Here is a 12,769-nt window from a genome sequence, read left to right as displayed (position 1 = left end):
GATATTGTTCTGTAAAAATGAACCTTGGGAGTCTTCATTGTTTCTGAAGTTTTTAATCAGCTTAAAAACAGTGGCTTTCCTAAACTTGTTTCGCTAATTTTGATTATCGGAAGAAATTCCTCGCCCTTCGCAAATCGATTATTAAAAGTGTGCAGTAGTATCTTTTTAGAATATTAGGTTTCTCTTCATACAATACTTTCTTTGTCAAAGGATTTTTTTTCATAATGGAGACCCATCAAGCTAGTAATAATAAAAAGAATATTGGGTAGTCATTTCTGATCGCGACCTTACTCTGCGGTAGGCAGGAGGGAGAAATCTGAATTATTTATTGACAGCATTCTCAGTCAAGTTATTCCTCTGAAATAACATTTTCCAAAACATGAATTGAACTAGTATATTTCATCCATCCCAGGTATATTTGCCAAGATGCATACATCACTAAACAGTACAAGATCGATCAAAGCTTTTTCTGTTCATCTGCGTGAATAACAAGACTGCCGCCACGTCCGCTATCAAACCGGAAAGTTTCTTTAACATCTTTTAACCTCTGTGATTTGGTGAGCCGTGCCAATTAGCAACTTGTGTTACTAATACCTTTTCAAATCTCCTTAAAAAATCTCTGAAAGAGATTAAATGAGTTGCATTTGCGTGCCTTGGATGGCAGATAGCAATCATATCGTTAAAATAAGTATCCCATTTATTTGCAAGTTTTGGTTGCAGTATCCATAACAAATCTTGCCTGCTCCAAAGTAAACTTTGCCTTTGTAGTAACCTTATATTGTGGAATTATTGCATAACCATCATAACTAATTTCCTCATCCTCTTCCTCAAAATATTTCCATCTTTTTAAGAGTTGGTTTGGTGTAAATGGTTACAACTTTATCAAGCGAGCTATCGGTTACAATAAATTTTCTTTGTTGATAGTTTACAACAGTTAACCAGTGTTCCCAATTATCAACACTAAGAACACAGGGGTAACCTTTCTTTAATTGTTCAACCAAAGCCTTAATTGCATCATCTGGTTTTCCTTCGAAATATTTCATCTTGCAATTATAAAATTTTGGCTGCTTTGCTAAACCGATTTCATCAGTACCATACCACCATGTACTTCCTGCTTTAATTCCAATTTGATTTTCACTTTCAAATCTTCCTAACATTACAAGTGCATATTTAAGTGCGAATGGTCCGCATTGATATTTATAAGGTTGTGGGTAAAAACTCATTTTATCTTTTATTGATTTTGAAACAGTGTAAACATTATCAAATGAAGTTTTTTTTACAAGTGATTTTGGGTATTTTTTAAATATGAAAGAAAAAAATTAAAAGTTTTAGTACTCTATAATGAGGCACACGCCGAGTTTTACCACAAAACGATTAAACCAACTCCTGAGCTTGATTTTATACCTTATTTTGAAGTTGATGAACTTACTCCAATGGAAGAGTTTGAGATTATGACAAAAAGGCTTAAAAAGCTTGGTTTTGATGCTCACACATTAAATCTTAAGGATGATATTCATCTTTTATTAAATGAAATTAAAAAAGCAAACCTGACGTAATCTTTAATTTTGTTGAGATTTATAAAGATAGACCGCGTTTGGAAATGAATATGGTTGGGCTTTATGAATTATTAGGTGTTGCATATAGGAGCCCCAACTTTAACTCTTGCAAATTGCCAAAATAAATTTCTTACAAAAAAGTTGCTTAACTATAATGGAATTAATACTGCCAAATACCAACTTTTTAAAGAAATGCCAGACGAGATGAATCTTAATCCAAAATTTCCTGTAATAGTTAAACCTGCTTTTGAGGATGCAAGCGTTGGTATCGAAAATGAATCTATTGTGTACAACAAGGAAGCTCTTAAAAGATTGGACTATGTTTTAAATATTTTGTTCAGCCTGCTTTGGTGGAAGAATTTGTTGAAGGACGAGAGTTTAATGTTTCTGTTATGGGCGATTTAAGACCAAAAGTTTTACCAATTAGTGAAATTGATTTTAGTAAAATGCCTGATCATCTTCATAATATTGTTAGTTACCAGGCTAAGTGGGATCCGCACCACGAATCATATCATAAAACAATTCCGATTTGTCCTGCAAAAATTCCTATGAGATTGGAAAATAAACTAAAAGAAACTGCGCTTAAAGCATTTAAAGTTATGGGCACACGGGATTATGCCCGTGTTGATATGCGTGTAAACAGTGATGAAGAAGTTTTTGTACTGGAAGTAAATCCAAATCCTGATTTAACAGAAGGCGCAGGATTTATGCGCTCTGCAAGTTATGGTGGGTTGTCTTACGGAATGGCGCTTAAGAAAATTGTTATGCTTGCTTATCAAAGAGGGAAGAGGAAGAAATAAATTTTAGTATTTAGTATTTAGAAAATTGTTGTAATTCTTTTGTTTTGTCGATTACTTGATTTTAACATTTAAATATTCTTTAGTTGACATTAAATTTTAAAGAGATTGTAATGAGAGTTTGGATAATTATTTATCTTCTTTTGCTTTAATGATAACATCACTTATTTATCCCCAAATTGATACTACAAAAAAGATTTTTTCCTTTAAAGATTGGCAACTTATGGCAATATAGAAATGAAAGTAATGCTATTTCTACAGAAAAATTATTGGAGATACAGTCATAGATGGATATTATTATTATAGTTTGGTGAATTTATATAATATTTCATCTATCGTACCTAAAAGGATTGATTCTTTATTAAGAGTTATAGCAAGATATGGCGGACCATTTTGGGGTGATACTTGTGGTGGAAATACACCTTATGAGGCCAGTATTTTCCATCTAAATGAAACTGATAATACTATTTGGAAAATTTGTGATGGGTTATATCTTGAACAATTTGTTCGTTTTAACCGAATAAGAATAATGAACATATTTGGTCAGCCCCGTGATGTTATGGAATTTGACTATGGAGGAACTGCGGATGGAGATACAATTTGGTTTTATGGTGCAAGACTTGCTAAAGGTATTGGTCTTATTGAGGAACGACATTATTAATGGAGTTATTGGATTTTACAGGGAGCTATAATAGATGGGATACAATATGACACAATAGTTTCGGTGAATGAAAAGCAAGAAATAGTTCCTGAAAAATAGTTCTTTAACAAAACTATCCTAACCCTTTCAATCCAAGTACAATTATTAACTATATATTGAAAGATGAGGGTTTAGTTAAAATAAAGGTGATTGATATTTTAGGAAGTGAAGTCGCAGAGTTAGTAAATGAAACAAAAGCTGCTGGAGAATATTCAATTGAATTTAAGGCAGCAAACTTACTAAGCGGTATTTACATTTACACTTTGCACGTAAATGGGTATACTAACAGTAAAAAAATGTTGTTGCTGAAGTAATTATTAAGTTTAAAACAAAACCCGATTCATTTCTGAATCAGTTTAATCCCTCTCCTTGCCAAGGAGAGGGAAACAAAGGGTGAGGTCAAGCTTTTACTTTTGCAAGCGCTGGAACTTTATGTTTTATTAACTCATAAACTCCAAACATCACTCCAACAAAAATAAATCTCCAATTAAAGAATTTTGGAAAAACGGAATTGCTGCTGTGTAGCTTGCCATTAATCCTGCGGGAGTTTTGGGATACAATGTTCCGAGTGCCCAAACTCCAAAGTTTGTAATTACAAAGAAGCTAATTGAAGCTGTTACTGAAGCGAATATTAATTTTTTACACTCACTTTTCAACATAAAAATTCCTAGTACAACAATTAAAGCAAAGCTTATATATACAATCCAAGCGTAGGAATAAATTCCAATTATCAAGTCTGTTAAAAATATTGCAATAAGTGGAATTGCAAACGCAAAAGATTTTTTGCTAAAATACGCACCGCCAAATAAAGCCATCGCAGCTATTGGTGCAAAGTTTGGTGGATGTGGAAGTAATCTTACAAAAGCTGCTGCAAAAACCATCAGAGCAACTACCCAAAAGTTTGGCGTAATTTTCTTCATTTGATCAGTCATCGTGTTTCCTTTCAATTAAAATCTTATAAAAAATATTTCTGTTTATAATTAGTTCAAAGATAAAGGTTAAATAATTCAAAAGTCAAAATTAAAAATTCAAAAAAAATCTTTTTACATAATTTTTACTCTATACTCAACTTAATTCCGCCATAAAACGATAAACCCGGAGTGGCGTAACCAAATACCTCTTCATAATCAGTATTTAAAAGATTTTCGACCCGGACATTTATTCTTAAGAAATCAAAAACATCATAGTGGGCAGCTAAATTAAGAAGGACATATCCTTTAAGCTCCGTTCTCAGATATGTGGAAAATCAATATCCTCTCTTGGTCCAACCCAAATAACTTCTGCATTAACATTTGTCTTTGGAACAAATGAATAACTTGCAAACAATCCGACTTTATTTCTTGGACGGCGTAGCAACTTAGTATCAAAATCTGAAGAGTTTGGACTAACATCTCGTGCATCAGTAAAAGTATAGTTGGCTTTTAGCCTCAAGTCATCTAGTGGCTCTGCTTGTAGAAATAATTCAAACCCTTTTGTTACCGCTTGTTTAATATTAATAGTTTTAAAAGTTGTATAATCAAAGCCAAACATATCACTAAACTTATTATAGAAAAAGTTGTTCCCAGAGAAAAATTTTGTTTGAATAAAATTGCTCAATACCAAAATCCCAACCAAAACTTTCTTCAGGATTTAAATTTTCATTTCCATAAGCAGGGTCATACAAATAGTATAATGATGGGGCTTTAAAACCAGTTCCAATTGTTGCTTTAAATTTTGTGCCCGTTTCCCAAAGCATATATGAAGGTGCAATTCTGTAAGTAAATTGAGAACCGAATTTATTGTGGTGATCTATTCTCGTACCCAGAGTTATAAAAAAACTTTCCTCAAATTTTATTTGATCCTGTAAAAATGCACTAATTGTATTAGCATCTTTTTTGAATAACACTTGCATAATCCGGAAGCAAAATATAATTGAATGAGTAGTATTCTGAAGCTGATTCTTCAATTTCAAATTCAATTCCGGCTGTTAAAAGATTTGCTTTATTGAGTTGAAAATCATTTTGCCAATCAATTTTATATCTTCTTCCATCATATAAAGCATTAGAATAATAAGCGCTGGTAGATGAAGTATCAAAAGAATTTTTCCTAACATTTCTAATAAAAGTTAAGCCAAGTTTCTGTTTCCAATCACCATTTAATAATTTTATTTTTCCTTCCCCGCGAGCAGATAATTCTTCTTGCTTCGTTTTATATGTTGGGTCATCACCAAACATTCCGCCAATTTGATCATTATCAGATTCTGATTTTAAAAATCTTGTGTAGAGATTTATCTCTGCATTTTCACTAAAATCATATCCCAAAACAGAAGTAAAATTATTAAAAGTATAACCATCTTTTTCAGTATTGCCATATTTTTCCGAGGCTGCAGAAAATCCATCGCTGCCTGTTCTGCTCAGTGCAAGGGAATATTTCAATTTATGAGTTGATCCATTTAATCCAATTACTCCTTTATAAGTATTGTAACTGCCGCCTTCTGTCAGTAAAGAGAATTTTGGAGAACCATCGCCTTTTTTTGTAATGATATTGATTACTCCAGCAAGTGCATCAGATCCGTAAAGTGTTGATTGCGGACCGCGTAAGACCTCGATCCGTTCAATATTATCAACAGGTAATGCGGAAAAATCATAAACACCTGAAGGGTCATTAGTAAGATTAACTTCCACGCCATCAATCAAAACCAAAGTGTGCGATGAGTTTGAACCGCGAATGTAAATATTTGATAATGTTCCATTACCGCCTTGTCTTGTAAAACTGATGCCGGTTTCGTTTCTTAGTACATCAAATACATTGTTTGAGTTGCTGTTTATAATTTGTTCAGCATCAATTACAGAAATTGAGTTCGCAAGCTGCAATGTGTTAGCATTAGTTTTTGTTGCAGAAACTACTACTTCACTAAGTTTATAATATCCAGCCGTATCGGTTTTTTGAATAATAGATTCTTGAGGAAAAGTTTGATGAAAACTGAAAAGAAAAAGAGCAAAGAGAAATATTGTTTTGTGCATTGAAGTTACTCCATATAAAAATGTTAAAAGTAACTTCGCGGATTAAAAAGTTTAGATAAAACGAATGGAGATTTTAAGAGACCATCGTAAACCTTACCTTTTGCGCGAAGGTTGATTAATTATTATCTACGGCAGGTCTCCTGGCTTCTAACAAAATGCTCAATGTTAAGTGTTAAATGAGATTCATTGATCATTTAAGATCTAAAATTTAACATTGCAACAAAGTTGCTATTCACAGTTGCGCGACAGCGACGGAATTGATTTGTAATTAGTCATTCTGAACTTGTTTCGGAATCTTAGATACAGAAACGAGCCTGCCTTACGGCAGTCAGGTTTAGGATGACAAAATACATCTCACCATACTTCCCTATAATTTCCCATTATCCCGTTTAACTGGGGATTGGGACACCGTAAATTGATTCAAAGAACTATGCCTAAAATAAGTTTAATATTTTTACCTCAAACAATCTTAAAAAAAAATTATGGATTTACTTTCCACCTATAACTTTTTTTCTAAGTTGCATGTAAGATTTATTGTTAATTATCAATTTTATTTATTCGCAGATGTTTCTGATTAAAATCCTAAAATCTTATTCACCCGTTTGTTCACACACATTTCAAAATTTAAACTTTAATTTCACATCAGCTATAAATCATTCTTCAATTAAAAGGAGCTTTTAATGGGCTGGTTTTTAAAATTCTTAAACTCTTCTATCGGCAAAAAATTTATGATGGCTGTTACAGGGAGTTTTCTGCTAATATTTTTAATCGTTCATTTGATTGGAAATATAACTTTGTTCTTTGGGCCAAGTGCTTTTAATGCCTATGTATCAGCACTCGATACAATCAAACCGTTGATTCGAGTTATTGAGGTTGTTCTGCTTGCAGTTTTTGTTCTGCACATATTTAACGGAGTTAGATTGTGGATCGAAAATAAAAAAGCACGCGGAGTTACGTACAAGGTAAATGGCTCTTCAGAAAACAGTACATTATTTTCCCGAACAATGTTCGTTACGGGTTCAATAGTTTTCATTTTTCTTGTGCTGCATTTAGGAACATTTTTTTGGAGATTTAACATTTACGATCCATTAGGTTATGCAACTCACCATCAATATTACGATGTTGTTGTTTACTTTTTTAATATTTGGTGGTATGCTATTCTTTACATAATCGCAGTTTTACTTTTAGGATTTCATCTTAACCATGGCTTCCAAAGTGCATTCCAAACTTTTGGTTGGAATCACATAAAATATTTTCCAATAATTAAAAAACTTGGAACTGTTTATGCAATTATTATGGCTTTAGGATTTGCCTCAATGCCACTTTATTTTTTATTAGGAGGAGGTAACTAATGGCAAAGCTAGATTCAAAAATTCCCCAAGGAAATATTTCAGAAAAATGGACTAACCATAAATTCAACATGAAACTGGTTAATCCTGCTAACAAAAGAAAATTTGATATAATTGTTGTTGGAACAGGTTTAGCTGGTGCTTCAGCCGCAGCTTCACTTGGCGAGCTTGGATATAATGTTAAGGCGTTTACTTTTCACGATAGTGCAAGAAGAGCACACAGTATTGCTGCTCAAGGTGGAATAAATGCTTCCAAGAATTATCAAAATGATGGTGACTCAACCTATAGATTATTTTATGATACGGTTAAGGGCGGAGATTTTCGTGCACGTGAAGCAAATGTTCATCGTCTTGCAGAAGTAAGCGGAAACATTATTGATCAATGTGTTGCTCAAGGTGTTCCATTTGCTAGAGATTACGGTGGATTACTTGATAACCGTTCATTCGGAGGTGCGCAGGTTTCCAGAACTTTTTATGCAAGAGGCCAAACGGGTCAACAATTGTTACTTGGTGCAGTTAGTGCTTTAAACAGACAAGTTGATAAAGGTTCTGTTAAATTGTATTTAAGAAGAGAAATGCTTGATGTTGTGGTTGTTGATGGCGCTGCCAAAGGAATTGTTGTAAGAAATTTATTAACTGGCGAGATTGAAAAATATTCCGCACACGCAGTTGTACTTGCAACCGGTGGATACTCAAACGTGTTTTTCTTATCAACAAATGCAATGAACTGTAACGCAACTGCAATCTGGCGTGCACATAAACGCGGAGCTTATTTTGCAAATCCTTGTTTTACACAAATCCATCCAACCTGTTTACCATTACACGGCGAATCACAATCTAAACTTACATTGATGAGTGAATCTTTACGTAATGATGGAAGAGTTTGGGTATCAAAGAAAAAAGGGGATATGAGAAATCCTTCTGATATTCCTGAAGACGAAAGAGATTATTATCTTGAAAGAAAATATCCTTCGTTTGGAAATTTAGCTCCAAGAGATATTTCATCACGTGCAGCAAAAGAAGTTTGTGATGAAGGAAGAGGTGTAAAAGGCGGTGAGGCTGTTTACCTTGATTTTAAGGATGCAATAAATCGTTTGGGACAAAAAGTAATTGAAGAACGTTATGGTAATTTGTTTGAGATCTATGAAACAATTACAGGAGAAAATCCATACAAATCTCCAATGATGATTTATCCCGCGCCGCATTATACAATGGGCGGATTGTGGGTAGATTATAATTTAATGAGTAATGTTCCCGGATTATTTGTACTTGGAGAAGCAAACTTCTCAGATCACGGTGCAAACCGTTTGGGTGCATCTGCACTTATGCAAGGCTTGGCAGATGGTTATTTTGTTATTCCTTACACAATGGGAAATTATCTTGCCGGCGATAAACCAACTTTAGTAAAAACTGATCATCCTGAATTTGAAAAAGTTGCTAAAGAAGTAACAGATTTAACAAACAAACTTCTTTCCATAAAAGGAAATCGAACTGTTGATGATTTACATAAACAGCTTGGTAGAATTATGTGGGATAATGTTGGTATGGGAAGAAATGAAGCTGGTTTGAAAAAAACAATCGAAGAAATAAGAAAAGTAAAAGAAGAATTCTGGAAAAATGTTACTATTCCTGGTAGTGGTGATGATGTAAATCAAACGTTAGAGCGGGCTGGTAGATTAGTTGATTATTTTGAGCTTGGCGAACTTATGGCACTTGATGCACTTGATCGAAAAGAATCTTGCGGCGGACATTTCCGTGAAGAATATCAATTTGAAGACGGCGAAGCTAAACGTGATGATGAAAATTATTCTTACGTTGCTGCGTGGGAGTTTGCAGGCGAGAATAAATGGAATCTTCACAAAGAAGAACTGAAGTATGAATATGTTAAACAGGCAATTAGGAGTTACAAATAATGGAAGCAAAGAAATTAAACCTTACGCTTAATATCTGGAGACAGAAAAACAATAAATCTGTAGGTAGTTTTGCCGCATACAAAGTTCAGGTTTCTCCTGATGCATCTTTCCTTGAAATGCTTGATGAGTTAAATAATACTCTCGAATTAAAAGGCGAAGAAGCAATACATTTTGAAAGTGATTGCCGCGAAGGTATTTGTGGAACTTGCGGACTTGTAATTAATGGGCACGCCCACGGTCCATTACCCAAAATTGCAACTTGCCAGTTACACATGCGTAATTTTAAAGATGGTGAAACAATTTGGGTTGAACCATTCAGAGCTAAGGCTTTTCCTGTTATAAAAGATTTGATGGTTGATCGATCTGGTTTTGATGAAATACTTCAGGCTGGGGGATATGTTTCAATAAATACGGGTGGAGTTCCCGATGGAAATGCAATTCCGATCCAAAAAGAAGTTTCAAGTTTAGCAATGGATGCTGCAGCTTGTATTGGATGCGGAGCTTGTGTGGCTAGCTGCAAAAATGCAAGTGCTATGTTATTTGTTTCTGCTAAAGTTTCTCAGTACGCTTTGCTACCGCAAGGGCAGCCTGAACGATACATGAGAGTTGAGAAAATGGTAAAAGTTATGGATGATCTTGGATTTGGAAGCTGTACAAATACTTATGCTTGCGAAGCTGAATGCCCTAAAGGTATTTCTGTTACAAATATCGCCAGAATGAACAGAGACTTTATGATTGCAAAAGTAAAATCTAAAGAAGTTGAAGCTTAGCAGATAAGAAATATTATACGAAGGCGATTTATTTAAATCGCCTTTTTTGTTTAAAATCTTTGAAAAATTCATCTAAAAAAAATTGCCTATATAGTTTTCATTCCTTACGTTTGTATTAGACAACGGGAATAAAAAATGAAAAACTTTTGTTTTCTTCTGTTATCACTTCTAATTAGTCAAGTTATTTATCCGCAAGAAAATTTAAACCAATCCTTAACAGATACAACCAAGCCAACACAATATAGGCGCGGAATTGAGTTGAGTGAAAACTACATTAGCTATGAAGATAAGTATTTTGGTAAAAATCTTTCTGAAGAAAAACGAAGCAAGTTTCCATTACAAAGCACAGGCGTTTGGACAGAACTAAATCCCAAAATTCCCCGAGTTGATTACCTGGGTATTCATTTTGTAAATAAAGATACAGGCTGGGCTTGTGGAAATCTAGGAGCATTAATTAAAACAACGGACGGCGGACAAACGTGGGCAACAAAGGAAACGAACACAACAAATCCAATACTAAAAGTTAGAAGTTATGATGGACAAGTTGTATTAGCCAGCGGATTTGGAGGAATAATTCTCCGCTCAACTGATGGCGGAGAAACATTTACACAAATACTAAGCACGGTAACAGGAGATTTCTGGGGATTGCGGATGTTAAACGATACTCTTGGTTGGGCTTGCGGAACATCTAATTCACTTATTAAAACAACAGATGGTGGGCAAACCTGGCAACAAATATTAACACCCGGCTACACTTCTGATTACTGGTGGATAGATTTTCTTTCTGAACAGTATGGTTTTATTGCCGCGAATGGAAAAGTATTAAAAACAACTGATGGCGGAAATAACTGGGAAATAATACAAGCCGGAGATAACCAGGCATTATTTAGTATTGATGCAATAGACAGTCTGCATATAGCTGCTGCAGGATATGGTGGAACAAGCTATCGAGGTAAAAATATTTACAGCAGCGATGGTGGATATACCTGGGTAAATGGAGGACCTTTAACATTTGAAGCAGTCAATTGTATCCAATATGTAAACCCTGATACAGGTTACCTTGTAATGACAAATGTATCTGCAAGGAAAACAACGAATAGAGGACAGGATTGGACCACTTTACAAGGAATAACAGATAATTATGAATTACAATTTATGAAACAAAATAATATTGGTTACAGTGCGGGAACCGCGTTAAATATCAACAAAGCAGAAAGTAACTTTGATGTTTGGAGCCGAATAATAATAAACGACAATTTCTCAGATGTATTTTTTGTAAATGAACAGAAAGGATTTGTAATAAGTAGTTTTGGTTATTCTAACAATAATGGATTGTACAAAAGTATAGATGGAGGAATAAGCTGGGAAATTGTTACTGGTGCACCGGATGGAGTTGATTTATTATTTCTTGACAGTTTAACCGGATTTATAGGGGCCAGCAATTCTATATACAAAACAACAGATGGAGGAGAGAGTTGGTATCCTACGAATGGAACTACAGGAGCAGGGAAAATATTTTTTATAAATCAAAATACTGGTTGGGCAATACACAGCGGTACAATTTATAAAACTACAGATAAAGGAGAGAATTGGATTACACAGATAACGCTACCGGCAGATAGTTATACAAGTATATTTTTTGTTGACAGCTTAAACGGGTGGGCAACAAGCAGGTATGTTTGGCAAACAAATGACGGAGGGCAAAACTGGATTCAGAGAACGGATATACCTGTCTTTTTTAGTAACGATATTTATTTTAATGGTTTGAAAGGATTTATAATAGAATTTTTGTCATTATATAAATCAGACGATTCGGGTGATACTTGGATTGAGCAGATAAATTCACAATACATAATAAGGAATTTCGGCTGGCTTTCAGATACACATGGTTTTATTATGGGAGATGGGGTATATGAAACAAATGACAGCGGTGATACCTGGCAAGAAATATTAGGCTTAAGAAATGTAGGTTTAAGAAAATTTCAAGCCCAGTTAAATTATTTAGGCTATGCAATTGGTTACAATGGTTTAATATACAGCTATTTTGATACTAGTTATGTGCCCGTAGAATTAACTTCATTCAGTGGTACATACAATGATAATAAAGTAATTTTACATTGGAAGATTGTCACCGAATTGAATAATAAAGGATTTGAAATTGAAAAATCAAATGACAAAAGGATATGGAACCAGATAGGCTTTATGGATGGGAGAGGAACTTCTACTGAGCCGTATATCTATTCTTTTATTGATAAAAATTTGGGCGCTGGGAAATATCGATACAGATTAAAGCAAATAGACTACAATGGAATGTTTGAATACTCAAATACAATTGAAGTTGAAATAGGTACCCCAACAAAATTTTCTTTAGAACAAAACTACCCCAACCCTTTCAATCCAATTACAACAATAAAATTCGATCTTCCGGAAGATGGATTAGTTAGCATGGAGATATATGATATTCTTGGACAGAGAGTAACAACACTAGTTAATGAAAATATGAAAGCCGGAAGATATGAGAAGGTATTTGATGCTTCAAAGTTTGCAAGCGGCGTTTACATTTATAAATTACAGGCTGGTAGTTTTGTTAATTCTAGGAAAATGATTTTATTAAGATGATTTAGGAAAAGATTTACTTGAAATCCCGATTTACTAACCAAAGTATGGTTTAGTCTTAATCGG

General features: G+C 34.1%; 11 protein-coding genes, 2 pseudogenes and 1 riboswitch. Of the genes and pseudogenes, 7 read left to right on the top strand and 6 right to left on the bottom strand.

Annotated elements, in window-relative coordinates; genetic code table 11:
* Positions 1–827: 827 nt before the first annotated feature.
* Entirely contained in the window at positions 828–1,223 is a 396-nt protein-coding gene (locus tag IPJ23_01210) for a hypothetical protein (GenBank protein MBK7629349.1), read from the bottom strand.
* Between the two features lie 150 nt (positions 1,224–1,373).
* Between IPJ23_01210 and IPJ23_01205 the strand changes: the two are divergent.
* The 3 genes and pseudogenes from IPJ23_01205 (at position 1,374) to IPJ23_01195 (ending at position 3,367) form a co-directional block, all read left to right on the top strand.
* A pseudogene (locus IPJ23_01205) lies at positions 1,374–2,356 on the top strand (ATP-grasp domain-containing protein).
* 307 nt (positions 2,357–2,663) lie between these two features.
* Positions 2,664–3,014 carry a hypothetical protein gene (locus IPJ23_01200; protein MBK7629348.1) on the top strand — a complete coding sequence of 117 codons (351 nt, stop codon included), beginning with the start codon at positions 2,664–2,666 and terminating at the stop codon, positions 3,012–3,014.
* A gap of 140 nt (positions 3,015–3,154) precedes the next feature.
* Positions 3,155–3,367: a T9SS type A sorting domain-containing protein gene (locus IPJ23_01195; protein ID MBK7629347.1), complete on the top strand. Its 213-nt coding sequence runs from the start codon at positions 3,155–3,157 to the stop codon at positions 3,365–3,367.
* An 85-nt stretch (positions 3,368–3,452) separates the two neighbouring features.
* Here the strand turns inward: IPJ23_01195 and IPJ23_01190 are convergent.
* The 5 genes and pseudogenes from IPJ23_01190 to IPJ23_01170 form a co-directional block, all read right to left on the bottom strand.
* A pseudogene (locus tag IPJ23_01190) lies at positions 3,453–3,973 on the bottom strand (hypothetical protein).
* A 134-nt stretch (positions 3,974–4,107) separates the two neighbouring features.
* Positions 4,108–4,287: a TonB-dependent receptor gene (locus tag IPJ23_01185; GenBank protein MBK7629346.1), complete on the bottom strand. Its 180-nt coding sequence runs from the start codon at positions 4,285–4,287 to the stop codon at positions 4,108–4,110.
* The gene (locus tag IPJ23_01180) at positions 4,284–4,583 is read right to left on the bottom strand and encodes a TonB-dependent receptor (GenBank protein MBK7629345.1); all 300 of its coding nucleotides are present in this window, start codon (positions 4,581–4,583) and stop codon (positions 4,284–4,286) included. The genes IPJ23_01185 and IPJ23_01180 overlap by 4 nt, the downstream gene beginning before the upstream one ends.
* 13 nt (positions 4,584–4,596) lie before the next feature.
* Positions 4,597–4,938 carry a TonB-dependent receptor gene (locus tag IPJ23_01175; protein MBK7629344.1) on the bottom strand — a complete coding sequence of 114 codons (342 nt, stop codon included), beginning with the start codon at positions 4,936–4,938 and terminating at the stop codon, positions 4,597–4,599.
* Entirely contained in the window at positions 4,916–6,055 is a 1,140-nt protein-coding gene (locus IPJ23_01170; GenBank protein MBK7629343.1) for a TonB-dependent receptor, read from the bottom strand. Before IPJ23_01170 ends, IPJ23_01175 begins: the two co-directional genes overlap by 23 nt.
* A 112-nt stretch (positions 6,056–6,167) precedes the next feature.
* Positions 6,168–6,483, bottom strand: a riboswitch (cobalamin riboswitch).
* Between the two features lie 252 nt (positions 6,484–6,735).
* Here IPJ23_01170 and IPJ23_01165 point away from each other — a divergent pair.
* The 4 genes from IPJ23_01165 to IPJ23_01150 all read left to right on the top strand — a co-directional run bounded on the left by IPJ23_01165 (position 6,736) and on the right by IPJ23_01150 (position 12,706).
* Positions 6,736–7,407 (top strand): succinate dehydrogenase cytochrome b subunit, encoded by a 672-nt coding sequence (locus IPJ23_01165; protein MBK7629342.1) that lies wholly within the window; start codon positions 6,736–6,738, stop codon positions 7,405–7,407.
* Positions 7,407–9,317, top strand: coding sequence for a fumarate reductase/succinate dehydrogenase flavoprotein subunit (locus IPJ23_01160; protein ID MBK7629341.1), 1,911 nt, complete (start codon positions 7,407–7,409; stop codon positions 9,315–9,317). Before IPJ23_01165 ends, IPJ23_01160 begins: the two co-directional genes overlap by 1 nt.
* Positions 9,317–10,087 carry a succinate dehydrogenase/fumarate reductase iron-sulfur subunit gene (locus IPJ23_01155; protein ID MBK7629340.1) on the top strand — a complete coding sequence of 257 codons (771 nt, stop codon included), beginning with the start codon at positions 9,317–9,319 and terminating at the stop codon, positions 10,085–10,087. Before IPJ23_01160 ends, IPJ23_01155 begins: the two co-directional genes overlap by 1 nt.
* A 135-nt stretch (positions 10,088–10,222) precedes the next feature.
* On the top strand, positions 10,223–12,706 hold the full coding sequence (locus IPJ23_01150) for a T9SS type A sorting domain-containing protein (protein MBK7629339.1): 2,484 nt from the start codon (positions 10,223–10,225) through the stop codon (positions 12,704–12,706).
* The last annotated feature ends 63 nt before the right edge of the window (positions 12,707–12,769 follow it).

The sequence above is a fragment of the Ignavibacteriales bacterium genome, assembly GCA_016709765.1.
Taxonomy (GTDB): Bacteria; Bacteroidota; Ignavibacteria; order Ignavibacteriales; family Ignavibacteriaceae; genus IGN3.
This window is presented reverse-complemented; position numbering and strand designations above follow the sequence as displayed.